The following is a 25172-nucleotide window of genomic DNA, read 5'->3' as shown; positions in this document are numbered from 1 at the left end:
GGCAGGATGTAGCAAACCAGAACGGGACAATGGCGTCAATGGAGGCCCGCGGGCTACGGGGCCCCGGTCCCCTCCCTCCGGCGTGCGGGTGCGGACCCGGCCCCGCCCGCGGAGCCCGCCGCGCCGCGCGCCGGGTCGCGGGGGTGCTCAGCGGGTGGGGGCGGCGACCTCCACGACGGCGAAGGACTCCGGCGGCAGGCGCAGCCGCGTGCTGCTGTCCTCGGCCTCGACCTCGGCAGAGGACAGCAGCACGCCGCGGGCGGGCAGGTCGAGCCGCAGCTCGGCGGGGACGGCGCGCAGGTTGCAGGCCACGCGCAGCCGCCCGCGGTGCAGCACCAGTTCCCGCCCGTCGGCGCCGGCCCGCACGCGGAACCGGTCCAGCCGGGGGTCGGCCAGCTCGGGGCGCGTCCGGCGCAGGGCGACGAGGCGGCGGTAGAGGTCCAGGACCTCCCGGTGCGGCGCCAGCTCGCGCTCCTGCCAGCGCAGCACGGCCCGCTCGCGGGTGGCGGGGTCGAGCGGGTCGGGCACGTCGGCCTCGTCCCACCCGTGCGCGGCGAACTCGCGGCGGCGGCCCGCGCGCACCCCCTCGGCCAGATCGGCGTCGGTGAAGGAGGCGAAGAACGGCCAGGGCGTGGACGCCGCCCACTCCTCACCCATGAACAGCATGGGCGTGTAGGGCGAGCACAGGACGAGTGCGGCGCCGCAGGCCAGAAGGCCGGGCGGGACGGTGGCGGCCGTGCGGTCGCCCGCGGCGCGGTTGCCCACCTGGTCGTGGTTCTGCAGATAGGCCAGGAAGCGGTGGCCGGGGGTGCGCGCGGTGTCCACGGGAGCGCCGTGGGTGCGGCCGCGGAAGGCGGAGTAGCGGCCGTCGTGCCAGAAGGCGCGGGCCAGGGTGCCCGGCAGCGCCTCGGGGGCGGTGAAGTCGGCGTAGTAGCCGTGGCCCTCGCCGGTGAGGGCCGCGTGCAGGGCGTGGTGGAGGTCGTCGCACCACTGCGCGGTCAGCCCGTTGCCTCCGGCCTCGCGCGGGGTCACGGTGGCGGGGTCGTTGCGGTCGGACTCGGCGATGAGCGACAGCGGGCGGCCCAGCCCGGCCGCGAGCGCGTCGACCTCGTCGGAGAGCTCGGTGAGCAGGTGGCGCGCCCGCGAGTCGTGCAGCGCGTGCACGGCGTCCAGGCGCAGTCCGTCGAGGTGGAAGTCGCGCAGCCAGCTCAGGGCGTTGTCGACGACGTAGCGCCGGACCTCGTCGGAGCCGGGGCCGTCCAGGTTGAGCGAGGGGCCCCAGGCGGTGTCGCCGCTGAAGTAGGGGCCGAACCGCGGAAGGTAGGCGCCCTCGGGGCCGAGGTGGTTGTAGACGACGTCGAGCAGGACGCCGATGCCGCGGCGGTGGCAGGCGTCGACGAAGCGCTTGAGGCCGTCGGGGCCGCCGTAGGGTTCGTGCACCGCGCCCCACAGCACGCCGTCGTAGCCCCAGCCGTGGTCGGCGCCGCCGAAGGCGTTGACCGGCATCAGCTGCACCAGGTCGGCGCCGAGGGACGTGAGGTGGTCGAGGCGCCCGGCGGCGGCGTCGAAGGTGCCTTCGGCGGTGAAGGTGCCCACGTGCAGTTCGTAGACGACGCTGCCGGGCAGCGCCCGCCCGTGCCAGCCGGCGTCGCTCCACGGGAAGTCGGCGTGGTCGTAGACGCGCGAGGGGCCGTGCACGCCGTGCGGCTGGTGCAGCGACCGCGGGTCGGGCAGCGGCTCGCCGGAGCCGTCCAGCACGAACGCGTAGTCGTCGCCCGGGCCGGCGAACGCCACGTCGACGTGCCACCAGCCGTCGGCGCCGGGCCGCATGGCGTGCTCCGCTCCCCCGATGCGCAGGTCGACCCTGCCGGCCGCCGGCGCCCACACCCCGAACGACCGCCCCCCGTGCTCGCTCACGCGGCGGTATGTACCCGGGCGCGGGCGGGGAAATGCGCCCGGGTACGGCCGCTCAGTGACTGGTGGGTATGTGGGTGATTACGCGGATCGGTTGGCAGGGCGATTACTCCAGTGTGCGCTCTGACCAGCCAGCCGTGTCGCCATCAACCGGATCATCGCGCTCTTGACCATGGTCTCGGAATTGCCGGTCAGAAGCTCGTAATCGCGGGCCAAACGCCGGTTGCGCACCAGCCGGGCATGAGGGGTCCGATCACCGCCCAGGCGGCGTCGGAGAGGTCGGAGGGGTAGCACCGGTCAGCAGCGATCCCGGAACCGTTGCATTGGCACACACCACGCGATCATTCCGGGGCTGCGTCATGTTCGGGCATCCGGCATGACCGGTCACCCAACGCCGCTACCCGCGTACCCCACAGTCTCTCAGGCGGGACGGTACAGGGAGACGGCGAAGGACGCGGCGGCCTCGACCGGGTCGCCGAGCCCGGCGACCCGGTCGGCGATCTCCCCGGGCGAGAGGTGGCGGGCGCTGGGGCCCATGCCGACGAGGGCGGCGGCCTCGGCGGGCGACAGCGACAGCGCGACCTCGATCTCCTCGCCGCCGGTGCGGGCGAAGTGCGCGGACAGGCCGCTCTCCAGCCGTTCGCGCTTGTCCGCGTCGACGCCCACCAGCCCGAGTCCGGCGACCAGCCCGCGCAGGTGGCGGGCGGTGGGCGTGGCGACGAGCAGCGCGCCGTCGTCGGCGAGCACACGGCGGAACTCGGCGGGCCGGCGCGGCGCGAACACGTTGAGCAGCACCGCGGCCGAGCCGGTGCGCAGCGGCAGTCCGCGCCAGGTGTCGCAGGCGGCGGCGCCCGCGCGCGGGTGGGCGCGGGCGGCGCGGCGCAGCGCGAACTTGGAGACGTCCAGGGCCAGCCCGAAGGCGCCGGGCGCCCGGTCCAGCACGGCGGAGAGGTAGTAGCCGGTCCCGGCTCCGGCGTCGACGGCCAGGCCTCCGGCGGGCAGCGGCGCCTGCGCGGCGAGCTCGGCCAGCCGCGCGGCGAGCGGTGCGTAGTACCCGGCCGCCTGGAAGTCCTGACGGGCGCGCACCATCTCCTTGGTGTCGCCGGTGCCGGCCGTGCGGTGGCCGGTGAGCAGGCCGGCGTAGCCCTCGCGGGCGACGTCGAAGCGGTGGCCGGCGGTGCAGGCGAGCGCGTTGCCGCCGGGTCCGAGGGCGGCGCCGCACACCGGGCACGCCAGCGCCTCCAGCACCGGCTCGGGCATCCGCAGCCGGTCGAGTACGGCCGGCCGGTCGTCGTCGGAGGAGGTCATGGACCTTCAGCTTAGGGCGTCCGGTGTGCGGCGCGGGCCCGTGCGGGCGGCGGCGCGCTCGCGTTCAGTCGCGCACCAGCAGCGCCACGGGGTAGCGGTCCAGCAGGCTCTCCAGGTCCGCGGCGCAGAAGCCGTCGGTACGCTGCGGCAGCAGCACCCGGCCGGTGAGCGCGTCGCGCCAGGTGCCCCTGCCGCCTGGAAGCGGGAGGCCGGTGCCGCGCCAGCCGCCTCCGGCCGCCAGACCCAGCGGCAGCCGGGTGGCGACGGCGACCACGTCGTGCCGGGGGCCGCGGGCGAAGGCGACGGCGTGGTCGGCGGCGGGGCCCGCGGGCTCCAGCGGGAGGTAGCCGCGCAGGTCGCGTTCGCGGCGCAGGTGCAGCGCAGTGCGGACCACGTGCAGCTTGGCTTCCCCGCCGGCGTCGACTTCGGGCAGCCGGCCGCCCTCCAGGCGCTCCAGGTGGGTCTGGCGGCAGGTGAAGTCGACCGGGCGGCGGTTGTCGGGGTCGACCAGGGAGAGGTCCCACAGCTCCGACCCCTGGTAGAGGTCGGGGACTCCGGGGCCCGCCAACTGCAGCAGCTTCTGGCCGAGCGCGTTGCTCCAGCCGGCGGCGCGGATGCGGCCGACGAACGCGGCGACGTCGGCGCACACGTCCTCGTCGGAGAGCACGCGCTCGGGCCAGGCGGCGACCTCCTCCTCGAAGCCGGGGTCGCCGTCGACCCAGGCGGTGCGCTCCTTCTGCTCGCGGGCCGCCTTGAGCAGGTAGTCGCGCAGGCGCGCGCCGCTGATGGGCCAGGCGCCCACCAGCGTCTGCCAGGCGAGCAGGTCCAGGCCTGCCTCGCTCAGCCCGCGTGCGGCCCGCCAGCGGTGCACGGCGGCGGCGAAGTCCCGGGGCACCTCGCTGAGGACCGCCAGGCGGGCGCGCACGTCCTCCGAGCGCTTGGTGTCGTGCGTGGACAGCGCGGTCATCGTCCGCGGGCGGCAGGCTTCGCGGCGGGCGCAGCACGCGTGGAACTCGGCCGGCGACACGCCGAAGCGGGCGGGGTCGCCGCCGACCTCGTTGAGCGCGACGAAGCGCGTGGCGCGGTAGAAGGCGGTGTCCTCGTCGCCCTTGGCGACGACCATGCCGCTGGTCTGCTGGATGCGCACGGCCAGCGCGCCGGCGGGGTCGGTGCGAACGCGCTCGTCGAGGTCGTCGAGAACGGCGGCGAGGTCGGGGCGGGCGGTCCGGGCGGCGGCCACGGCCCGGTCCCACACGGGCCGCGCCTCGGGCAGGTAGCTGCGGTAGGCCTCGAAGGAGGCGAGCAGCTCGGCCACGGCGTCGCGGGCGCGCTCGGCGTCGGCGTCGGCGTCGGCGGAGCAGACCAGAGCGGCGATGCGGCGCACCTCGGGCGCGAGCAGTTCGCGGGCCGCGAGCCGCCGCGAACCGGACCGCACGGCCGCGGTGTCGGTGGGCGCGCCCACCGAGCGGGCCAGCTCGGTCAGCGGGCCCTCGCCGCCGGGGTCGACGAACAGGCCGCACACCTCGCGCAGCGCGTCGTAGCCGGTGGTGCCGTCCACCGGCCAGGAGGCCGGCAGGGCCTCGCCGGGTTCGAGTATCTTCTCGGCGACGATCCAGCCGCCGAAGGCGTCGCGCAGCCGGCGCAGGTAGGCGCCGGGGTCGCTGAGCCCGTCGGGGTGGTCGACGCGCAGGCCGTCCAGCTCGCCGCGCTCGGCCCAGCGCAGGATCTCGGCATGGGCGGCGGCGAAGACGTCGGGGTCCTCGACCCGGACCGCCGCCAGCCCGGTGACGTCGAAGAAGCGGCGGTAGGACAGCCGCTCCCGGCCGCGCCGCCAGGAGACCAGCCGGTACTGCTGGCGCTCGTGGACCTCGGCCGGGTCGTCACCGGGGCTGTAGGTGCCCGGCGCCAGCGGGAAGCGGTGGTCCTCGTAGGTCAGGCAGTCGTCGGCGATGCCGAGGCGCTCCAGGGCGCCGGCTCCGCCGTCGCCGTCGTCGGCCAGGACCGGCAGCTCCAGGGGCCCGGCCGACCAGTCGACGTCGAAGCAGCGGGCGTAGGCGGAGCCCGGGCCGCTGCGCAGTACGTCCCACCACCACGGGTTGGCGGCCGGAGCCGCCACCGACATGTGGTTGGGCACGATGTCGGCCACCACGCCCATGCCGCGCTCGCGCAGCCGCTCCACCAGCTCGCGGCGCGCCCGGTCGCCGCCAAGCGGCCCCGAGACCGATGCGGGGTCGACGACGTCGTAGCCGTGCGCGGAACCGGGCGCGGCGGTGAGCATCGGTGACAGGTAGGCGGCGCCGACGCCGAGCCGGTCGAGATAGTCGACGAGCCCGGCCGCGCGGTCGAGCGTGAGTCCCGGCCCGAGCTGCAGCCGGTAGGTGGAGGTCGGGCTGTAGGGGTCCATCGAGGTGTTCTCTGCCCTGCACACGCGTGCTCGAACCCCGGGGGGCCGCCCCGGGCGCGCGGGTCCGGCGGGACTCGCCCGGCGGGCCGGTTGCGACTGCGTCCGCGCCGCGGTGGGCGGCTACTCCCCCTGGCCTGTGCCGAAATCCCGCCCGATGAGACGGGAGCCGGCGCGGCGGGCTTCCTGCCGCGCGCGTCCCGGCCGACAGCGCGCGGGCGTTGCGCGCGGCCGCGGCGTCGCCGCCGTGCGTGCCCGGGGGCGCGGCGGGCCCTCGTCCGGCCCCACTGCCCCCCGCGGAACGGCGACGTGGAGCGGTTCGACCGCAACCGGCCGCGGAGCGGGCCCACCGGCAGGTGTTCGTCTCCGACGACCACCCGGCCCGGCTCTGCCGGGCTGGGTGGAGCACGGCACCACCGGCCGGGCGGCGCACCGCGGTCGGAGGCCGCCCACCGCTCCGCCGCCTGTCACCGACGCCATGACCGAGTACAACTAGGATCGTCTGGTCCGCACCGCCTCATCCGCACCATCCGATCCGGGGAGAGGGTCCGTCCCATGGCCGAGTCCAGTGCCGCCGTCCGCGTCCTCCTGCTGAACGGGCCGAACCTGAACCTGCTGGGCAGCCGCGACCCGCAGCAGTACGGCACGGTGACGCTGGAGGGGATCGAGCGCCGCGTCCGGGCGCTGGGCGCCGAGCTGGGCGCGGAGGTGGAGTGCGCGCAGAGCAACCACGAGGGCGCGCTGGTCGAGCACGTCCACCGGGCGCGCGAGCTGGACGGTGTCGTGTTCAACCCCGGTGCGTTCGCCCACTACAGCATCGCGCTGCGCGACGCGATCGACGCGGTCGAGACCCCCTGTGTCGAGGTGCACATCTCCAACGTCTACGCCCGTGAGCCGTTCCGGCACACGTCGGTGACGGCACCGGTGGCGCAGGGCTACATCGCCGGATGCGGCCCGGCCGGCTATGAGCTGGGACTGCGCGCGGTGCTGGCGCGCGTCGAGGAGCGGCGCTCGGCCGTGGGCTGAGGCGCGGGCGCGGCCCCCCTTGTGTTCTTGGTGCCCTCCAAGAGGTCCGTCGGCCTCTGAGCCCGGCACGGCTGCGTCCCCCTGCCGATCGCTCACCCGGGGGGTGCCACCGGGCTCGAGAGGTGCCGTTGGGACGCTGATGAGAGGTCCGACCACCGCCCGGCCGAGCGCGAGGCCCGGCCCTGATTCGGGCGGCAGGCCCCGGGGGCGCCGGCGGGCGCCGCGACGCCGTGTGCGGACCGCCGGAAGGCGCGGCGGGCGGGAGCGGCGGTGCGCTCCGGTGACGCCGCGCACGGGGGTGCGCGCCGATTCACACGGGTGCCGTTGGGCAGGGCACTTCAGCTGTTGTTAGTTTTCTCTTCAGCGTTCGGTCGCACCACCGGAAGCCCCCGTTCCAGCACGAACCCTGATGCACACGCAGGGTTGCCACCCGCTCGCACAAGGGGAATGAACGTCCCGTGACCCTGCCCGGCCACCGCACTCTCTCCGCGGCCGCCTTGGTCGGCGTCCTCGCACTGACCAGCGCATGCGGCAGCGACAACGCCCTCCGAAACGGCCAGCGGCCGCCCGCGGTCCCCGACGACATCGCCTGCTTCGACGGCAGCCTCTCGGGGGCGGGCTCCAGCGCCCAGGAGAACGCCATGTACACCTGGGTGGCCGGCTACCAGTTGGCCTGCGAGGACGCCCTGGTCCTGTACGACTCCGTGGGTTCGGGCGCCGGCCGCAGCCAGTTCCTGCAGAACGCGGTGGACTTCGCCGGATCCGACGCCGCGCTGGACCGGCGCGAGCGCGAACGGGCCCGCGACCGCTGCGCCGGCGGCGCCCCCGCCATCAACCTCCCCGGCTACGTCGTGCCGATCGCCGTCATCTTCCAACTGGAGGGCGTCGACTCGCTGAACCTGCCGCCGGAGACCCTGGCCAAGATCTTCGACCAGCAGATCACCCGCTGGAACGACCCGGAGATCGCCGAGCACAACCCCGACGCCGACCTGCCGGACCTGCGCATCACCCCGGTCACGCGCGCCGACGACTCCGGCACCACCGAGAACTTCACCGGCTACCTCGCGGCGGCGGCGGGCGAGGCCTGGCCGCACGAGCCCGGCGGCACGTGGCCGATCAGGCCGGTCGAGGCCGCCCAGGGCAACAGCGGCATCGCCGAGGCGGTCGACGGCGGCCGCGGGACCATCGGTTACGTCGAGGCCTCGCACACCGGCGACATGCCCACCGCGTCCATCGGCGTGGGCGGCGAGTTCGTGGACGTGGCCCCGGACTCGGCGGCGCGCGTGGTCGCCTCCTCCCCCGAGGCCGAGGGCGGCCACCGGCACGACCACGCGCTGGAACTGGACTACGGCACCACCGAGGCCGGCACCTACCCGATCGTGCTCGTGACCTACGAGATCGCCTGCCTGCGCTACAGCTCGGCCGAGGACGCCGAGCGCGTGCGGTCCTTCCTGGAGTACGTGCTCAGCGCCGAGGGCCAGAAGGCCGCCTCCAAGGAGACCGGCTCGGCCCCGCTTCCCGACGACTTCCGCCGCAAACTGCTGGACGCGGTCGCGGCCATCAGCGGAGCCGAGTGAACCGGACGGACGGCACCGGTGTCCGGGATCGGCCTGTTGCGGTCCCGTTCATCCGCGATCAACGCTGATTCCCGCCCGATGGTCTAATCTGGGGCCCTCTCAGCGGCCGCCCCCTTCGCGGACGAGCTCCGGGCCGGGACCGGGCCCCTTCGGCACCGCCCCTGGGACCGCACCGACGGCACTGCCCCTGCCCGCCGGGACGGCCGCCGGACCCGGCGGGATCACGATCGCGCCTCGGCTCCGGTCTGGATGTGCCGTGACCGGGGCCACCCGCTAGGATCAGCCGGGTTCACCCCCCTTTGTCCCTCCGACACCGAGGAAGTCCGATGAACCAGTTGCAGACGCTGACGCAGCTCGCCGTGCGCCAGCGGATCCGGATGATGGTCAACCAGTACGAGGTCCGGACGCTGCTGCCCGACGGCAGCGAGGGCGACCTGATCGCCTTCGCCCAGCAGAAGCGCCTGGCCTTCAAGGAGCAGGTGACGCTCTACACCGACGACAGCAAGCAGTACCCGGTTCTGGGCTTCAAGGCCCGCCAGGTCGTCGACCTCGGCGCGACCTACGACGTCACCGACCACAACGGGCAGCCGGTCGGCAACTTCCGCAAGGACTTCAAGCAGTCGCTGCTGCGCTCGACCTGGCACCTGGAGCAGCCGGGCCTGTTCACCGCCACCGGTCAGGAGCGCAACCAGGTGCTGGGCATCCTGCGCCGCTTCATCGACGCGGCCAAGTTCGTGCCCTACCACTTCGACTTCGTCGCGGGCGAGCACCCGATCTTCAGCATCGACAAGCGCTGGGGCATCCGCGACCGCTACACCGTCCAGATCCAGGACCCCAACGTCGACCGCCGGCTGGTCATCGCCATGGCGGTCGCCCTGGACGCGCTGCAGGCCCGCTGACCGGACCTGTCCTTCGCACCCGCGCCTTCGTGCGCGAGGGCGGCGCGGAGCGCCTCCGCCCGCCTTGCCTGCCCGCCGATCCCCTATCCCGGATTCCGGCGGGACCGGCGAACCGCCGGGCCGGCCCTGCCCCCGCCTCCCCCGCACTCCGCCCGCGCGTGCTGAACGCGCCTCCCGCACCGCCGCCGCGCGGCCGCCCGCCGGCCCCGCACCACCGCCGGCGTGGCTAAATCGCCCGCGATCGGCCACACTGCCGGAAGTTGCCGGCACGGACCCGGGTTGCCCGCGCGTGTCCCGACCACCTCGACCCCCTTGCAGACGGAGACCGCGTGTCCCGGGTCCCTGCCGGCAGCTGCCGGGGCGGCGGCGGTGCGGGAGCGGGTCAGTCCCCGCCCGCCACCAGTACGCGCATCTCCGCGCCGAGGTCGCGGATCTCCAGGGTGCCCAGCCCCGCCGGGCGCAGCAGCGCCTCGTACTCGGCGGCGGTGCGCTCCCGGCCGGTCGTCATGACCATCATGTGCACGTCGAAGGCCCGCGACAGCCACGCCTGCCGGTCGTCGGGCATGACGCGCTCCAGGATGAGCAGCCGCGCCCCCGGGCCCATCGCCGCGGCGCAGTTGGCGAGGATGCGCCCGCAGGAGTCGTCGTCCCAGTTGTGCAGGACACGGCAGAGCAGATAGGCGTCGGCCGCGACGGGCACCTCGGCGAGGAAGTCGGCCCCCACCAGCTCGCAGCGTCCTTCGTCGATGTGGGAGCCGAGCCGCTCGCGCGCGCCGGCCAGCACCTGCGGACGCTCCTGCAGGACGCCGTGCATGCCCGGGTACGCCTTGAGCAGCGCGGCCAGCCGGCTTCCGTCGCCGCCCCCGATGTCGGCCACGCGCCCGGCCCGCGAGAAGTCGTAGACGGCCGGGAGCGCGTCGGCGAACGAGCCGCCGGCCGCCATGCCGGAGTCGAAGAGCGCGGCCTCGGCGGGGTGTTCGGCCAGGTAGGTGTAGACGTCGCGCCCGTACACGGACGCGAAGGCCTGGTGGCCGGTGCGCACGGAGTCGGCCAGCCCTCGCCAGGCGCCCAGGAAGAAGTCGCTGCGGTAGAGCAGCGCCAGGTCCCGCATCGAGGAGGGGTGCCGGCTGTGCAGCCGCTCGCCCATCGGCGCCAGAGCGAAGCGGCCGTCGCGCTCCTCCAGCACCTCCAGGCCCACCAGCAGCCGCAGCAGGCGCTGGAGCGGGTCGGCGGCCAGCGACAGCCCCTCGGCGAGCTCGCCCGCCGACGCCGGAGCGCCGCCCAGCCGGTCGATCACCCCCAGCCGCACCGCGGCGGCGACGGCCTCGGCCAGCCACGGCCCCATCAGCAGCCGCAGCAGCCCGTGGTCCTCGCCCTCGTCGCCGGCCATCCCGCCCCCCGTTCAGCCCTGTACCCCTGCGACCACCCCAACCGTAACGCCGCGTCGAACCGCCATCACCCCGGCACCGGGCGGCCCGCACCACCCGTCCGCCGCACCCGACCGCCGCAGCGCACCCGCCCGCGCGCCCGGCGCCCCGCCGCGGCGGGCGAAGCCGCCGGGGAAGGCCGCGAAAGTGCGCCGGAGGCCGCAGACGTCTGCGGGGCGCGCGGTGCGCCTGAGCCGTACGGAACTGTCAGCACCGGGGGCTAGATTTCCCTTCGTGAGCACACGCTGGACCACCGACGACGTCTGGGCTCTCGCGCCCGACCCCTCCTCCCGCAAGGCGGCGATCAAGACCGCCAAACCCTCCCAGTGGAGCGCCACCGGCCACCGCCCCGCGAACGGCGCCGAGGCGCCCGCGGTGTGGGGCGAATGCGCCGGCAGCGGCAAGAGCGCCTACCGCGTCGTCGCCGAACTCGGCTCCCCGCCCGCCTACCGCTGCAGCTGCCCCAGCCGCAAGATCCCGTGCAAGCACACGCTGGCGCTGCTGCACCTGTGGGCCGAGGGCGGTTTCGAGACCGGTGACGCCCCCGAGTACGCGGCCGAGTGGCTGACCCGCCGCGCGGCCGCGCGCGAACGCCCGGCCGAACCCGCCGATCCCGAGGCGGCCGCGCGGCGCCTGGAGAAGCGCGAAGAGCGCGTGGCCGAGGGCCTGGCGGAGCTGGACCTCTGGCTGCGCGACCAGGTCGAGAGCGGTCTCGCGGCCGCACGCGGCGACGGCTACCGCCGCCTCGACTCCATGGCGGCCCGCCTGGTCGACGCCCAGGCGGGGCGGCTCGCCGACCGTGTGCGCGACCTCGGCGGCCTGGGTGCGGCCCGCGACTGGCCCGACCGCCTGCTGAGCGAGTACGCGCTGCTGCGCCTGCTGATCAGCGGCTTCCGGCGCCGCGACGAACTCCCGGACGGCATGCGCGCCACGGTCTGCGCGCGGGCGGGGCTGCCCGCCTCGGCCGACGAGTCGGCGCCCGTGCGCGACACCTGGCGGGTGCTGGGCATGTACGACTTTCCCTCCGGCCAGGTACGCGGCCGCCGCATCTGGCTGCACGGCGCCGCGACCGGGCGCACGGCCGCGCTGCTCTCCTACGCTCCGACCGGGCAGACCCCCGAGACCCCGGCGCGCCCGGGCACCGAGATCGAGGCCGACCTGGCCTTCTACCCGGCCGAGTGGCGGGCCTCGGTGGTGGCCGTGCACGCCGAGCGCACGGCGGCACCGCCGCCCGGCTCCGGCGCCGACGATGCGCTGGGCTCCTACGCCGGCGCGCTGGCCGCCGACCCCTGGCTGGAGGCGTGGCCCGTCGTCGTCAAGGGCGCCGTCCCCGTGCGCGGCGAACCGTGGCAGATCGCCGACTCCGGGGGCGCAGCGCTGCCGCTGCTCGCGGAGTGCTCGCCGTGCTGGCCGCTGGCCGCGGTGTCCGGCGGCGCGCCGGTCACCGTCGCCGGCGAGTGGACGCCCCAGGGCCTTCGGCCGCTGTCCGTATGGGACGCCGAGGGCGGGTTCGCCGACCTCGCCCGGGCGCCGGGAGCCCTCGCCGGCACCCCGTGACCGCCTCCGTCCCGGCCGTGCGCACCGCACACACGCACCACCGGCCGTCCGCGCCACCCCCGAAGGCGGCGCCGACCGCCGCCCGGCGTCCGCAGCACGCGAAACCTGCGTCCCGCCCTGCCCCGAGCACGGCTTGATCCGACTCCCCCACCCGCACCCGACTTCCGAGGACCGCCTCGTGACGACCTCCTCCGAGACACCCCCCGATCCCGCACCGCCGACCGCCGACTCCTGGTCCGACGTCGTCTCGGCCGCGCTCGTGGGCACCGCGCGCCGGTCCGCGCCCAGTCCCGCGGGCCTGCCGCACGTGGAGCGCGACGATCCCGCGCACACCCTGCTCGACCGCGCCGCGCTGTCCGCCGTGCGGGCCCGCGCCGGCCGCCCGGCCGACCGGGCGGCTCCCCAGGACCCCGGGGCCTTCGATCCGGCGCCGCCCGAGACCGCTCCCCTTCCGGACCCGCGCGCCGCGCGCCGGCTCGCCGATCTGCTCGCCTCCGGCTCCGGCCTGCTTGCGGAGTGGCTGGAACTGGCGGCGCAGCGGGGCCTGCGGGTTCCGCCCGAGCTGCTGCCCGACCTGCTGGACCGCGGCGCGCGCGACCACAACCGCATCGGGCGGCCGCTTCTGGCGGTCGCCGGGCGGCGCGGCCTGTGGCTGGCCGGGCTCGACGCCCGCTGGGCGTATGTGCTCCGCCTCGACGAGGCGCCGCGGATCGGCGCCGAGGAGTGGCGTGCGCGGCCCGCACAGGAGCGCCACGCACTGCTGGAGGCCCGCGAGCCGCACCTCACCGCCGACGACGAGCCGCTGCTGCAGGAGGCGATGGCCGACCGCAGCTCGCGCGTGCGGGGACTGGCCCTCGCGCTGGCGGCCCGCCTGCCCGACTCCGAGCGCGGCCGCCTGCTGGCCGACTACGCCCGGGGCCACGTACGCCGGGGCTCCGACGGCACACCCGAGATCCGCCGCCCCGACCTGGCCGACGCCGTCCTCGCCCGCGCGCTGGGCGTCGAGCCCCGCACCGACCGCGGCGGCACGCGCCGCGAGGCCCTGGAACGGCTGTGGATCCTGGTCTCCCACGCGCCGCTGGCCGTCTGGTGCGGCCACCTGGGCGAGGGGCCCGAGGACGTCGTCGCCTTCGCCGCGGGCAACGACGACGAACTGCTGGAAGCCCTCGCGAACGCGGCGGTCCTCCAGCGCGACCGGTCGTGGGCCCGCGCCCTGCTGCCCGTCGTGCTGAACCGGCTGACCGGCGGGTACGACGTGCGCGCCAGCCGCGGCTCCGCTCTGCTGGGGCTGCTGCCGCCCGACGACCAGTGCGCCTGGGCGCTGGAGTTCCTGCGCTCCGACCGCCGCATGCCCGAGGCGGCCGCCCTGCTGTCGGTCGTCGAACAGGTCGCCTGCCCGTGGAACGCCGAGCTCGCCGCTCTCGTGGCCGACACCCTCGACGGCGTCGACCGCGCCGGCTCCGCCGTGACCCGGCTGTGCGAGGTGGCCGGTTCGCGCATGCCGCCCTCCCTGCACGAACGCATCGCCGGCTCCGCCCGCCGCGGCGCGGCCGGCGACGACCGCCCCGACTCGCTCATCCGCCTCGCCGACACCCTCAGGTACCGATCCGCAATGCACAAGGAGTTCTCTTGACCGTCTCCGCCACCCCCGCCGCTCTGCGCCCGCACGCCGAGCAGAGCTTCGCCGAGGAGCTCGCCGCCCTGGAGCGCGCCGACTCCCGCACGCGCCCACCGGGCTGGCGGCTGTCGCCGTGGGCGGTCACCCGCTACATCCTGGGCGGCACGCTCGACGACGGCACCGAGATCACGCCCAAGTACATCGGCTCCCGGCGGGTGGTCGAGGTGGCCGTGGCCACGCTGGCCACCGACCGCGCCCTACTCCTGCTGGGCGTGCCCGGCACCGCGAAGACGTGGCTGTCGGAGCACCTGGCGGCCGCCGTCACCGGCGACTCCACGCTGCTGGTGCAGGGCACCGCGGGCACCGCCGAGGAGGCGATCCGCTACGGCTGGAACTACGCCCGGCTGCTGGCCGAGGGACCGTCCGAGGCGGCGCTGGTGCCCAGCCCGGTCATGACCGCCATGTCCGAGGGCCGCCTGGCCCGCGTCGAGGAGCTCACCCGCATCCCCTCCGACGTGCAGGACGCCCTGATCACCGTGCTGTCGGAGAAGACCCTGCCTGTACCGGAGCTGGGCACCGAGGTGCAGGCCGCGCGGGGGTTCAACGTCATCGCCACGGCCAACGACCGCGACCGCGGGGTCAACGACCTCTCCAGCGCGCTGCGGCGGCGCTTCAACACGGTCGTGCTGCCGGTCCCCGACAGCGTCGAGGACGAGATCGACATCGTCAGCCGCCGGGTGGCCGCGCTCGGCCGCTCCCTGGAGCTGCCCGAGGTGCCCGCGAGCCTGTCCGAGATCCGCCGGGTCGTCACGGTCTTCCGGGAGCTGCGCGAAGGCGCCACCGCCGACGGCGGCGCCAAGGTCAAGTCGCCCAGCGGCACACTGAGCACCGCCGAGGCGATCTCGGTGGTCACCAACGGCATCGCGCTGGCCGCGCACTTCGGCGACGGCACCCTGCGCCCGGCCGACGTCGCCGCGGGCATCCACGGCGCCGTGGTCCAGGACCCGGTCTCCGACGGCGTGGTGTGGCGGGAGTACCTGGAGACCGTGGCGCGCGAGCGCGACGGCTGGGACGACTTCTACCGCGCCTGCCGCGAGGTGAGCCGCTGATGGCGCCGGTCGACACCGACCGCGTGCACGTGCTGGGCGTGCGCCACCACGGCCCCGGATCGGCCCGCTCGGTCGCAGCCGAGCTGGAGCGCATCGCGCCCGAGCTGGTGCTCATCGAGGGGCCGCCCGAGGCCGACGAACTGGTCGGGCTGGTCGGCGAGCTGACACCGCCGGTCTCGCTGCTGGCCTATGTGCCCGCGGAGCCCGCGCGCGCGGCGTTCTGGCCGTTCGCGGCGTTCTCGCCGGAGTGGGCGGCGCTGCGCTACGCGGCCGAGCACGGCGTCCGGGCCCGCTTCTGCGACCTGCCCGCGGCGCACACCCTGGCCGAGGACGACCGGGCCGAAGGAGCAGACGGAAAAGGCGAAGGAGGCGGCGCGGGCGCGGACGCCAACTTGGACGCGAAGCGGCCGGAGCACGGGTCCGGCGGCGGCGCGCCCGAGGACGGGACCACCGCCCCCGACGGCGCTGAGAGCGCCGAACAGGAGCCCGGCCGCGAGGTCGCCGACCCGCTGGGCATGCTGGCCGAGGCCGCCGGCTACGACGACCCCGAGCGCTGGTGGGAGGACATCGTCGAGGGCCGCGCGGCCGTGCCCGCCGGCTCTTCCCCCGCCGACGCCGGGGCGCACTCCGCCGCCTCCCCCTTCCCCGCGATCGCCGAGGCCATGGCGGCGGTGCGGGCCGAGGTCGGGGCGGGCCCGGACGGGCCGGCGGGCCTGCGCGAGGCCCGCCGCGAGGCCCACATGCGCCAGGTGCTGCGCAAGGCGATGAAGTCGGTCGACGGCCGCATCGCCGTGGTCTGCGGCGCCTGGCACGTGCCCGCGCTGCTGGACCATCCCCGGGTGTCGGAGGACACCGCGCTGCTGCGCGGCCTGCCCAAGACCAAGGTCGCGGCCACCTGGATCCCGTGGACCCACGGGCGGCTGGCGGCGGCCTCCGGCTACCGGGCCGGCGTGCGCTCGCCCGGCTGGTACCACCACCTGTTCACCGCGCCCGACCGCCCGGTCGAGCGCTGGCTGGCCGAGGCCGGGCGGCGGCTGCGCGAGCTGGACCAGCCGGTGTCCTCGGCCCACGTCATCGAGGCCGTGCGCCTCACCCAGGCGCTGGCCGCGCTGCGCGGGCGCCCGGCGGCCGGGCTGGAGGAGGTCGCCGACGCCGCGGAGTCGGTGCTGTGCGAGGGCGCCCGCGCGCGGGCGCACCTGCTGCACAGCCGGATGGTCGTCGGTGAGCGCATGGGCGCGGTCTCGGCGGACACGCCGCAGGTCCCGCTTCAGCGCGACCTCGCCGCCGAGCAGCGCGGTTTGCGCCTGCAGCCCAAGGCCGAGCCGCGCGACCTCGACCTGGACCTGCGCGAGGAGACCGGGCGGCGGCGCAGCGCGCTGCTGCACCGGCTGGGGCTGATCGGCGTCGAGTGGGGGCGGCCGCGCGGCGACTCCGTGCGCTCCCGCGGCACCTTCCGCGAGAGCTGGACGCTGGCCTGGCGGCCCGAGCTGGAGCTGGCGCTGATCGAGGCGGCGGTGTGGGGCACCACCGTCGAGGCCGCGGCGGACGCGCGCGTGCGGTCGCTCGCGGCGGAGGCAGCCCTGCCGGACCTGACCGCGCTGGCCGAGCGGTGCCTGCACGCCGAGCTCGGCGGGGCGCTCGACGCGGTCGTCTCGGCGCTGACCGCCCGCGCCGCCGAGGACGCCGACATCGAGCACCTCATGGCGGCCCTGCCCCCGCTGGCGCGCTCCGCCCGCTACGGCGACGTGCGCCGCAGCGACTCCGCCGCCCTGCGCGGGGTAGCCGCCCAGCTGCTGGCCCGGGTGCGGGCGGGTATCGTCCCGGCGGTGTCGGGGCTGGACGACGACGCCGCAGCGGCGATGGCCGGTGCGATCGACGGCGTGCACCGCGCCGCGGTGCTGCTGGGCGGCGACGACGAGGCCGCCTGGCTCGCGGCGCTGGAGCGGATCGCGGTACGCGAGTCGGCGCCGGGGCGGGTGTGCGGGCGGGCGAACCGGATCCTGCACGACTCCGGCCGGCTGTGCGACTCCGACCTGAGCGGCAGGCTGTCCCGCGCCGCCTCGCGGGGCACGCCGCCGACCCGCACGGCGCACTGGATCGAGGGGTTCCTCTCGGGCAGCGGCCTGCTGCTGGTGCACGACACCGCGCTGCTGGGCATCGTCGACCGCTGGCTCAACGGTCTGGGCGCCGACGCGTTCATCGAGGTGGTGCCGCTGCTGCGGCGCACCTTCGGTGCGTTCGCCGCGCCCGAGCGCCGCGCCATCGGCGACAGCGCGCGCGCCCTGGGCCGCTACGGCGAGGCGGGCGCCGCTTCGGCCGGCGACACCGTCGACGCCCGCAGGGCCGAACCCGCGGTCGCCGCAGCGGCGGGCCTGCTGGGCCTGGCCGCGGCGGGCGCGGAGGCGGGCGGGTGAGGGACCGCGGGCACGAGGGCACGGCGGCGCGCTTCGCGGCCTGGCCGCGGAGCCGCCGTCGCCGCACTCGCGCCCGCCGCACGGCGCTCGACGTCCACCGGAGGGGAGGGGCGGCGGGACCGCATCGGCGGCCGCCGCGCAGCACATGAATCAGTACACGGCAACGGCGGGAGCACGATCCATGGATGAGGCGGCGACGCCTGCACCGGCGGCCCGGGACGGGGAGTCCGAGCGCCTGCGCCGGTGGCGGCTGGTCCTGGGCGGTGCGGCCGAGTCCTCCTGCGGCGGGCTGGGCGGCGCAGAAGGCGGCGGCGCCGGGGGCGACGCCGGCATGGACGCCGCGCTGGCGGCCCTGTACAACCGCGACGGCGACGGCGGTGCGAACGGCCGCGGCGGCGGTCCGCGCAGCGCGAACCTCGGCGGCTCGGCGCCGTCCGTCGCCGACTGGCTGACCGACATCCGCGGCTACTTCCCCTCCAGCGTGGTGCGCGTGATGCAGACCGACGCGCTGGAGCGCCTGAACCTCAAGCGCATGCTGATGGAGCCGGAGATGATGGAGGCCGTCGAGCCCGACGTCCACCTGGTCGGCACCCTGCTGTCGCTCAGCCAGGTCATGCCGGAGGCGGCCCGCGAGTCGGCGCGCGCGGTCGTGCGCAGTGTCGTGGAGGACCTGGAGCGGCGCCTGGCACAGCGCACGCGGTCGGTCGTGCAGGGGGCGCTGGACCGCTCGGCGCGCACCCACCGGCCGCGCCGGGCCGCCGACATCGACTGGAACCGCACCATCCGCCGCAACCTGGCCCACTACCTGCCCGAGTACGGCACCGTCGTACCGCAGAACCTCGTGGGCTACGCCCGGCGCAGCCGGGGCGTGCAGCGCGACGTCGTGCTGGCCATCGACCAGAGCGGCTCCATGGCCCAGTCGGTGGTCTATGCCGGGGTCTTCGGGGCGGTGCTCGCCTCGATCCGCGCGCTGAAGACCTCGATGGTCGTCTTCGACACCTCGGTCGTCGACCTGACCGACCAGCTCAGCGACCCGGTGGAGGTCCTGTTCGGCACCCGGCTGGGCGGGGGCACCGACATCAACCGGGCGCTGGCCTACTGCGAAGGGCTCATCGGCCGGCCGCAGGACTCGGTGCTGGTGCTGATCAGCGACCTCTACGAGGGCGGTGTGCGCGAGGAGATGGTGCGCCGCGTGGCGTCGATGACGGCGGCCGGCGTGCAGGTGGTCGTGCTGCTCGCCCTGTCCGACGAGGGCGCGCCGTCCTACAGCCGGGAGAACGCGGCGGCCCTCGCCGCCCTGGGCGTGCCCGCCTTCGCCTGCACCCCCGACCGGTTCCCCGACCTGATGGCCGCCGCCATCCAGGGCCGGTCGCTGAAGGCGTGGGCCGAGCAGGAGGAGACGGGCGGCGCGGAGCCGGTGTGAGTCTCCGGCGGGGCGCGGCCAGCGCGGGACCGGGGCGCGGCGCGGCGCAGTGTCCGCCGCGCCGCCGGCCGTCACATCCAGCGGCGCCACTTGAAGACGGCGTAGAGGGTCACGCTGATGCCGAGCATCAGCAGCAGCGACATCGGATAGCCCAGCACCCAGTCGATCTCGGGCATGTGCGTGAAGTTCATCCCGTAGATGCTGCCGACCAGACTGGGCGCGAACAGGATGGCCGCCCACGCGGAGATCTTCTTGACCTGCTCGCCCTGGCGGTAGCTGGCCTCGGTGACGCGCCGCATTTCCTCGTTCTGCGCCTCGCTGACCAGCGTGGCGTTGACCGCGAGGATGCTCTGCAGCATGTCGCGGAAGCCGTCGACGCGCTCGGCGGCGATGGTGGCGTGGTCGGCGACGTCGCGAAGGTAGCGGCGGAGCTCCTCGTCGGTGCCGAAGTCCTCCAGGGCGGTGTCGAGCGAGTTCAGCATCGGCAGCAGGGGGCGGGTGGCGCGCTGGAACTCGATGACCTCGCGGGAGAGCTCGTAGATGCGCCGGGACACCGCGGGGTCGCCTTCGAAGACCTGGGTCTCGATCTCGTCGATGTCGTTCTGCAGGCCCGCGACGACCGGGGCGTAGCCGTCGACCACCGCGTCGAGGACACCGTAGAGCACCGCCTCGGGTCCGCGCGCGAGCAGTTTCGGGTCGCTCTCCAGGCGGCGGCGCACGGCCGCCAGGTCGGGGGCCTGGTTGTGCCGCACGGTCAGCACGAAGTGCCGGCCGACGAACAGGTGCAGCTCGCCGAAGCGCACCTCTTCGGCGGCGTCCAGGTAGAGGGCGGACCGGAGCACGACGAACAGGGTGTCGCCGTAGCGCTCCAGCTTGGGCCGCTGATGGGCGACGATGGCGTCCTCCACCGCCAGCTCGTGCAGCCCGAACTCCTCGGCGGCGGCCAGCAGCTGGGGGCTGGAGGGGCGCAGCAGCCCGATCCAGACCATGGCGCCCTCGTCGTCGGGGGTGCGGCGGTGCAGTTCGGCCAGGTCGCTGAACTCGGTCGGGGCCTCCTGGCGCTCGCCGCCGAGATAGATCGCGGCGTCGATGACGCTGTCCTGCACCGGCGGGGTGGGGCCGCCTGCGGCGTCGGGCCTGGGGTCCATCGAGTACTCCGGCGGCCGGGGCCGGCTGGTCCTGCGGGACTGCTGGTTGCTCCGGATTCCGGGGAGCCAGGCCAGCGGGTTGCGTTGCGCCATGAGGTAACCCCCGCACAGGGACGTGAGCGGAATGCGGCCCGGGCGCGCGCACGCGCCCGCCGCGGGACACGAGAACGCGGCGTCAGGCCGTACTGGGAGGTTGGCTCATGATCGGCCCCACCTCCCCTGTTCCGCTCCGGTACTCGACGCGGTTCCATGCTACCCGCGGGCGCGTGCGGCCCCGGCGCGTTGCCGCCGGCGCGGCGCCGTGGTCGGATGGGAGGGTGCACACCGGCAGGACGACGTGCGGGGCGGGTGCCGCCCCCGCCGCGGTACGGAGGACGGCGTGAGCGAGCCGCTGTTCGGCGCCGGCCGGGTGGAGGTCGCACCGGGCGCGGTGCACCTGCCGGGCTGGTTGGGTGCCGGCTCCCAGCGCGACCTGGTCCGGCGCTGCCGCGAGTGGGCCCGCGGCCCCGGCGGCATGGCCCGCCACCGAATGCCGCGCGGCGGAGTGATGAGCGTGCGCATGACCGCGCTGGGCTGGTTCTGGGAGCCCTACCGCTATGCGCGCACCCTGCCCGGCGGCGAACCGGTCCCGCCGTTCCCGCCGATCCTGGGCGACCTCGCCCGCGAGGGCGTGGCGGCCGCGTTCGGCGCGCCGCCCGGGCCCGGCGATCCGCCCTACGACGTCGCGCTGGTGAACTTCTACGACGCCGAGGCCCGGATGGGCATGCACCAGGACCGCGACGAGCGGGCCGACGTCCCGGTGGTCTCGCTGAGCCTGGGCGACACCTGCGTCTTCCGGTTCGGCAACACCCGCACCCGTACACGCCCCTACACCGACGTGGAGCTGGCCAGCGGCGACCTGTTCGTCTTCGGCGGCCCGGCGCGGATGGCCTACCACGGTGTGCCGCGCACCCGGCCGGGCACCGCTCCCGCCGGGCTCGGCCTGGAGGCGGGGCGGCTGAACATCACCATCCGCGCCTCGGGCCTGGAGCCGGAGTAGGGGCGCTGCCAGCCGGCCCGGGCCGCTGCCGCTCAGCCGCGGATCAGGTCGCGGATGTTGACCCACAGCAGCACCGCCACCACCACGCCGGTCGGCACCAGCAGGGAGATCCGCCAGTCGGCGGCGAAGGCCGTGATGATGCCCGCGATCACCGCCACGATCAGCGCCAGGATCGCCACGCCGGTCAGGAACGAGGTGAGCCTGCGGCGCGCGATGGCGTCGACCATGGCGAAGGCCAGCACGACGCCGATCATCGCGGGCGCGGTGTAGGTGCCGCGCAGCAGCAGCATCCCGCCCAGGGCGAAGATGAGCAGCGGCGTGCTCAGCGCCGCCCACACGTGCAGGAACCGGGTGGTGCGCTGCTCGCCGGTGGCGTAGGGCAGGTGGGGGCGGTGCAGGTGCTCGGTGGGCGAGGGGGCAACGGACCGGTCGCTGCGCAGGGCCTCGCGGCAGGAGTCGCGCTCGTCGGCCATCATCGCGCGCTTGCGGTAGACGGCTGCCAGCTCGCGCTCGTCGTCGCGGATGCGCTCGTCGTACTCGGCGGCGCGGCTGCGGGAGTGGCTTTCGTGGTTGAGCACGATGCGGGCCGCCGACAGCCGGCGCAGCGCGTCGCGGCGGCGGACGATCTCGGCGTCGGATGCGGCGATGCGCTCGTCCAGGTCGCCCAGGTGCGCGGTCAGCTCGCCGCGCGCGGCCTTCTCGGTGGGCGAGACCTTCTGCAGCCCGACCCACGCGAGCGGGTCGGCCCAGGACCAGCGGACGGTGCCGTCGCGCTCGTAGCGGGGGCCGCTGGGCGCGCGCTCGCCCTCGAAGAAGTCGCCCGTGTCGCGGCCCCACAGACCGCGGAAGCCGCGCACCCACGGGGTCTCGTCGTCGACGGTGTGGGCGGCCCATTCGCGGTCGCCGCCGGGGCCCACCCGGACGCCGTCGCCGCGGGCGTAGTCGACGAAGGGCACGCCGATGCCGTGCCGGACGATGGCGCTGTCGCTGCGGAACAGCCGCAGGGTCATCCGCCGCCACAGCCGCACGACGCCGCGCAGCACAGCGGGGTCGACCTGGATCAGGTAGTCGCCGGGCAGCATCTGGTGGGAGTGCGAGCCGGCGCCGACGAATATGACGGGGTGGTCGCCCTCGCGCCGCAGCTCCTTGTCGTCCCAGCTGCGGCGCAGGTCGTCGCCGAAGTACTCGTGGGAGGAGGCGCCGACCCACGCCGGGCGGGTGCGGCCCTGGGCGTCCTCGACGACGTAGACGGTGACCTTCTCCCAGTCGGCCTCGTGGTCGTTGACCCCGCCGTAGGTGGAGCGCCAGTCGTTCATGGCGTAGAAGAACCAGTACTGCAGCGCGGTGTAGCCGCCCTCGCGCACGACGCGGCCGTAGTAGGCCGCCGGCGCGCCTTCGCCGCCGGCGACCCGGTCCCGGTAGCGGGTGGCGGCCGCGGCGGCCACTCCGCCGGGCACGGCGCCGCGGATGAGCAGGGACAGCTTCATCAGGATGTCGACGATCCGGCCGAGGACGCCCACCGCGGCCAGGCGGCCGCTGCGCGGGATGACGCGGCGCGCGGAGCGCCGGTGGCGGCGGGCCTCGGCGCGCAGCGAGTTCTCCTGCACGAAGCGCAGGTGCTTCTCGCGGTCGGGCCACTCGCGCTCGGAGTCGGCGAGGCGGTCGAGGGTCAGCTCGCCTGCGGGAACGCCCTCGAACTCCTTTCCGTCGCCGTCCTCGCACCACAGGCTGCAGCAGCGCACGTAGGCGTCGACGTCGGCGGGGAAGAAGAGCTCGCCCCGGGTGAAGACGAGGATCGGCTCGAAGGCGCGCAGGAGTTCGAGGTCGGTTTTCGTACTCATGATCGTACCCGACCATATTGCATCCGGAGCCGCGGCCCGTACGCCGCGGAGCGCGTGGCACGCGGTACGTGCGGCCGGGACCGGCCGCGGCCGCCCGTTGCGCTGGGGCGACCGCAGTGTGCCCTGTTCGGTGGGACGCGGCGTAGGTTGAGGGCATGGAGGAGGACAGCATCGCTTCGCTCATGGAGTCCGCCCGGGGCGAGTCGCCCCTGCTCGCGCTGCGCGCCGCCGTCGAGCTGCGCGGAGAGCTGGAACGCCTGGAGGCGATCCAGGTGCGGCGCGCCCGGATGCAGGGGTACACCTGGAGCGAGATCGCCGTGACCCTGGGGATCAGCAAGCAGGCGGTGCACAAGAAGTACGGCGGCGCACGACGGGAGATTTGAGCGGCGCGCCGCCTCAGCCCACGCACTCGGGTGCGCGGACGCGCTCGCCGCCGTCCGGCGCCGCAGGCGGCTCCGGCGCCGCGTCCGCGGCGGCACCGCCGGCGGGCGCCGACCGCGTGGGGCGCGGGTCCGAGGGTGAGCGCGCGGAGCGGCCCCCGCGCGCGGCGCCGATTCCGGCGGCAACCACCAGGGCCATACCGGCCGCCTGGATCCAGCCGGGCGACTGGCCGATGAGGGCCATCCCCATGACCAGGCTGACCGCGGGCTCCAGGCTGCCGAAGGTGGAGAACGCGGTGCGCCCCATGCGCTGCAGCACCACCATCTCCAGCAGGAACGGCACGAGGGGGAAGAGCACCGCGATCACCAGGGTGGTGCCCAGCACCGCGGGGATGTCGGGTGCGGCGAGCACCGGCGGCAGGCCCAGGGGCGCGGTGAGCACCGCGCTGACCGCCATCGCCACGGCCAGGCCGTGCACCGCCCGGAACGTGCTGCCCACCCGCTGGGTGAGCACGATGTAGAAGGCCACACACACGGCGCCGGAGAGGCCCAGCACGACGCCGAGCAGGTCGGCGCCGCCCGACCAGGGCCGGGTGAGCAGCAGTACGCCCACCGCGGCCGCCGCGAGCCACACGGCCTCGCGGCGCCGGCGCAGCGCCAGCACCGCCACGGCGAGCGGACCGAGGAACTCCAGCGCGGTGGCGGTGCCCAGGTCGATGCGGGCCGTGGCCGCGGAGTAGAAGACCATCATCCCCGCGCTGATCGTGCCCAGGATCACGGCCGCGCCGAGGTCGCGCGGCGCCGCCGTGCGCAGTGCGCGCCACAGGGGGCGCCCGCCCAGGGCGCCCAGGATGAGCGCAGCCCACAGCAGGCGCAGCCAGGTGACGCCCAGCGGACCCGCCTCGCTGAACGCACGCACGGCCAAGGCGCTTCCGGTGTGCAGCACGAACATGCCCGCGAGCAGCAGCAGCGCGGGCGGTGTCCGGCCCAGGGCAGCACGGACCGGGAACAGCAACGAGGTGATCATCCGATCATTGCACTCGCGCCTTCTGTTTCTGTCCACGGACCATTGGCGGATCGATCATGTAGTTTCGGCGGATGGATCTGACACGGCTGCGGCTGCTGGTGGAGCTGGAGCGGCTGGGCACCATGGCCGCGGTCTCGGAGACGACCGGGATGGGCACGTCCGCGGTCTCCAAGCACTTCGCGGTGCTGGAGCAGGAGGCGGGGGCGCAGCTGCTGGTGCCCGACGGCAGGCGCGTGCGGCTGACGCCGGCTGGGCACCGGCTGGCCCGGCACGCCGCGGACATCCTGGCGCGCGTCGACGCCGCCCGCGCCGAGCTGGCGGGCGAGGGCGAGCCCGTGGGGCGCGTCGAGCTGGTCAGCTTCGTCAGCGTGGCCGGGCCGATCGTGCTTCCGGCCGTGCGGCGGCTGCAGGCCGACCACCCCGGCATCGAGGTCCGGCTGATCGAGCACGAGCCCGACGAGGCCCTGGAGCTGCTCCAGTCGGGCGCGGCCGACCTGGGCCTGGTCTACGACTACAGCCTGGTGCCCCGCCGCTTCCCCCGCACCCTGGCCCTGCGGCCGGTCGGGACGGAGCCGCTGCTGCTGTCCCAGCCGTCGGGCGGGGCGGCCACCAGCCGCATCATGACCCGGCGGCGGCTGTCGGGGCTCGCCGAGGCCTCGTGGATCGCGAACTCGCGCGGCAGCGACGAGGACGAGCTGGTCCGGCGGATGTGCGCGGGGGCGGGGTTCGCGCCCCGCATCAGGCACCGCATCGACAACCTGGAGATCGTCGAGCAGGTGGTGGCGGCCGGGATGGGGGTGGGCGTGATGCCCAAGCTCGCCGCGGCCGCGCGGCGCGGTGTCGTGCACTCCCCGCTCGGCGAGCTCGGCGGAACGCGGCGGATCTCGCTGGCGAGCAGCGCCGGCGGCTGGGCGTGGCGGCCGATCGCGCTGCTGGCCCGCTATCTCTGGGAGGACGCGCACGGGGTGCTGGACGACGCGGCGCCCACTCCCCCGGTCCTCGCCGGTTCAGGCGGTGGCTGACCAGGGCGTGTTCGACGGATCCGTCCGCAGCGGGCGCACTCG

The 25172-nt window shown here is 75.5% G+C and carries 18 protein-coding genes; 11 read left to right on the top strand and 7 right to left on the bottom strand.

The genetic code is table 11. The annotated features are described in order from the left end of the window. Positions 1-147: 147 nt before the first annotated feature. From treZ to treY, 3 genes are all read right to left on the bottom strand, one after another. Positions 148-1917: a malto-oligosyltrehalose trehalohydrolase gene (gene treZ / locus ABD284_RS15530; RefSeq protein WP_344143859.1), complete on the bottom strand. Its 1770-nt coding sequence runs from the start codon at positions 1915-1917 to the stop codon at positions 148-150. A 417-nt stretch (positions 1918-2334) separates the two neighbouring features. Then, complete coding sequence (locus ABD284_RS15525) at positions 2335-3222, bottom strand: putative RNA methyltransferase (protein WP_344143857.1); 888 nt, start codon at positions 3220-3222, stop codon at positions 2335-2337. Between the two features lie 64 nt (positions 3223-3286). Continuing rightward, on the bottom strand, positions 3287-5626 hold the full coding sequence (treY, locus tag ABD284_RS15520; protein ID WP_344143855.1) for a malto-oligosyltrehalose synthase: 2340 nt from the start codon (positions 5624-5626) through the stop codon (positions 3287-3289). 552 nt (positions 5627-6178) lie between these two features. Here treY and aroQ point away from each other — a divergent pair. From aroQ to ABD284_RS15505, 3 genes are all read left to right on the top strand, one after another. Beyond that, positions 6179-6649 (top strand): type II 3-dehydroquinate dehydratase, encoded by a 471-nt coding sequence (aroQ, locus tag ABD284_RS15515; RefSeq protein WP_344143852.1) that lies wholly within the window; start codon positions 6179-6181, stop codon positions 6647-6649. Between the two features lie 458 nt (positions 6650-7107). Continuing rightward, positions 7108-8226, top strand: coding sequence for a phosphate ABC transporter substrate-binding protein PstS (gene pstS, locus ABD284_RS15510; RefSeq protein WP_344143849.1), 1119 nt, complete (start codon positions 7108-7110; stop codon positions 8224-8226). Between the two features lie 326 nt (positions 8227-8552). Then, positions 8553-9125: an LURP-one-related family protein gene (locus ABD284_RS15505; protein WP_344143846.1), complete on the top strand. Its 573-nt coding sequence runs from the start codon at positions 8553-8555 to the stop codon at positions 9123-9125. Between the two features lie 382 nt (positions 9126-9507). On the opposite strand, the gene ABD284_RS15500 is transcribed toward ABD284_RS15505, so the two are convergent. After that, positions 9508-10515, bottom strand: a complete 1008-nt coding sequence (locus tag ABD284_RS15500) for a methyltransferase (RefSeq protein WP_344143843.1) — start codon at positions 10513-10515, stop codon at positions 9508-9510. Between the two features lie 271 nt (positions 10516-10786). Here ABD284_RS15500 and ABD284_RS15495 point away from each other — a divergent pair, with 271 nt between their 5' ends. The 5 genes from ABD284_RS15495 (at position 10787) to ABD284_RS15475 (ending at position 18673) form a co-directional block, all read left to right on the top strand. Beyond that, positions 10787-12109 carry an SWIM zinc finger family protein gene (locus ABD284_RS15495; protein WP_344143840.1) on the top strand — a complete coding sequence of 441 codons (1323 nt, stop codon included), beginning with the start codon at positions 10787-10789 and terminating at the stop codon, positions 12107-12109. A gap of 178 nt (positions 12110-12287) precedes the next feature. After that, positions 12288-13742, top strand: coding sequence for a DUF5691 domain-containing protein (locus ABD284_RS15490; protein WP_344143838.1), 1455 nt, complete (start codon positions 12288-12290; stop codon positions 13740-13742). Beyond that, entirely contained in the window at positions 13739-14836 is a 1098-nt protein-coding gene (locus tag ABD284_RS15485; protein ID WP_344143835.1) for an ATP-binding protein, read from the top strand. The genes ABD284_RS15490 and ABD284_RS15485 overlap by 4 nt, the downstream gene beginning before the upstream one ends. Beyond that, positions 14836-17250: a DUF5682 family protein gene (locus ABD284_RS15480; protein ID WP_344143832.1), complete on the top strand. Its 2415-nt coding sequence runs from the start codon at positions 14836-14838 to the stop codon at positions 17248-17250. The genes ABD284_RS15485 and ABD284_RS15480 overlap by 1 nt, the downstream gene beginning before the upstream one ends. 181 nt (positions 17251-17431) lie before the next feature. Further along, positions 17432-18673: a VWA domain-containing protein gene (locus ABD284_RS15475; protein ID WP_344143830.1), complete on the top strand. Its 1242-nt coding sequence runs from the start codon at positions 17432-17434 to the stop codon at positions 18671-18673. A 71-nt stretch (positions 18674-18744) separates the two neighbouring features. On the opposite strand, the gene ABD284_RS15470 is transcribed toward ABD284_RS15475, so the two are convergent. After that, on the bottom strand, positions 18745-19914 hold the full coding sequence (locus ABD284_RS15470; RefSeq protein ID WP_344143828.1) for a magnesium and cobalt transport protein CorA: 1170 nt from the start codon (positions 19912-19914) through the stop codon (positions 18745-18747). Positions 19915-20200: 286 nt separating this feature from the next. Between ABD284_RS15470 and ABD284_RS15465 the strand changes: the two genes are divergently transcribed. After that, a complete protein-coding gene (locus ABD284_RS15465; RefSeq protein WP_344143826.1) occupies positions 20201-20860 on the top strand; it encodes an alpha-ketoglutarate-dependent dioxygenase AlkB family protein in 660 nt (219 codons plus the stop codon). Between the two features lie 32 nt (positions 20861-20892). On the opposite strand, the gene ABD284_RS15460 is transcribed toward ABD284_RS15465, so the two are convergent. Continuing rightward, entirely contained in the window at positions 20893-22701 is a 1809-nt protein-coding gene (locus tag ABD284_RS15460; protein ID WP_344143823.1) for a hypothetical protein, read from the bottom strand. A 155-nt stretch (positions 22702-22856) separates the two neighbouring features. Here ABD284_RS15460 and ABD284_RS15455 point away from each other — a divergent pair, with 155 nt between their 5' ends. Then, positions 22857-23084: an ECF-type sigma factor gene (locus tag ABD284_RS15455; protein WP_344143821.1), complete on the top strand. Its 228-nt coding sequence runs from the start codon at positions 22857-22859 to the stop codon at positions 23082-23084. 13 nt (positions 23085-23097) lie between these two features. On the opposite strand, the gene ABD284_RS15450 is transcribed toward ABD284_RS15455, so the two are convergent. Beyond that, positions 23098-24108 (bottom strand): EamA family transporter, encoded by a 1011-nt coding sequence (locus ABD284_RS15450; protein WP_344143819.1) that lies wholly within the window; start codon positions 24106-24108, stop codon positions 23098-23100. Between the two features lie 71 nt (positions 24109-24179). On the opposite strand from ABD284_RS15450, the gene ABD284_RS15445 reads away from it, so the two are divergent. Continuing rightward, complete coding sequence (locus ABD284_RS15445) at positions 24180-25130, top strand: LysR substrate-binding domain-containing protein (RefSeq protein ID WP_344143817.1); 951 nt, start codon at positions 24180-24182, stop codon at positions 25128-25130. The last annotated feature ends 42 nt before the right edge of the window (positions 25131-25172 follow it).

Origin of the sequence: Streptomonospora arabica (genome assembly GCF_039531585.1) — a bacterium.
GTDB lineage: Bacteria > Actinomycetota > Actinomycetes > Streptosporangiales > Streptosporangiaceae > Streptomonospora > Streptomonospora halophila.
This window is presented reverse-complemented; position numbering and strand designations above follow the sequence as displayed.

What these genes read in the sequence shown, in the direction of transcription:
- ABD284_RS15505 (WP_344143846.1), top strand. Translation starts at nt 8,553, where the DNA reads ATGAACCAGTTGCAGACGCTGACGCAGCTCGCCGTGCGCCAGCGGATC.
- ABD284_RS15525 (WP_344143857.1), bottom strand. Translation starts at nt 3,222, where the DNA reads ATGACCTCCTCCGACGACGACCGGCCGGCCGTACTCGACCGGCTGCGG.
- ABD284_RS15475 (WP_344143830.1), top strand. Translation starts at nt 17,432, where the DNA reads ATGGATGAGGCGGCGACGCCTGCACCGGCGGCCCGGGACGGGGAGTCC.
- aroQ (WP_344143852.1), top strand. Translation starts at nt 6,179, where the DNA reads ATGGCCGAGTCCAGTGCCGCCGTCCGCGTCCTCCTGCTGAACGGGCCG.
- ABD284_RS15450 (WP_344143819.1), bottom strand. Translation starts at nt 24,108, where the DNA reads ATGATCACCTCGTTGCTGTTCCCGGTCCGTGCTGCCCTGGGCCGGACA.
- ABD284_RS15480 (WP_344143832.1), top strand. Translation starts at nt 14,836, where the DNA reads ATGGCGCCGGTCGACACCGACCGCGTGCACGTGCTGGGCGTGCGCCAC.
- ABD284_RS15460 (WP_344143823.1), bottom strand. Translation starts at nt 22,701, where the DNA reads ATGAGTACGAAAACCGACCTCGAACTCCTGCGCGCCTTCGAGCCGATC.
- ABD284_RS15500 (WP_344143843.1), bottom strand. Translation starts at nt 10,515, where the DNA reads ATGGCCGGCGACGAGGGCGAGGACCACGGGCTGCTGCGGCTGCTGATG.
- ABD284_RS15470 (WP_344143828.1), bottom strand. Translation starts at nt 19,914, where the DNA reads ATGGCGCAACGCAACCCGCTGGCCTGGCTCCCCGGAATCCGGAGCAAC.
- treY (WP_344143855.1), bottom strand. Translation starts at nt 5,626, where the DNA reads ATGGACCCCTACAGCCCGACCTCCACCTACCGGCTGCAGCTCGGGCCG.
- ABD284_RS15445 (WP_344143817.1), top strand. Translation starts at nt 24,180, where the DNA reads ATGGATCTGACACGGCTGCGGCTGCTGGTGGAGCTGGAGCGGCTGGGC.
- ABD284_RS15455 (WP_344143821.1), top strand. Translation starts at nt 22,857, where the DNA reads ATGGAGGAGGACAGCATCGCTTCGCTCATGGAGTCCGCCCGGGGCGAG.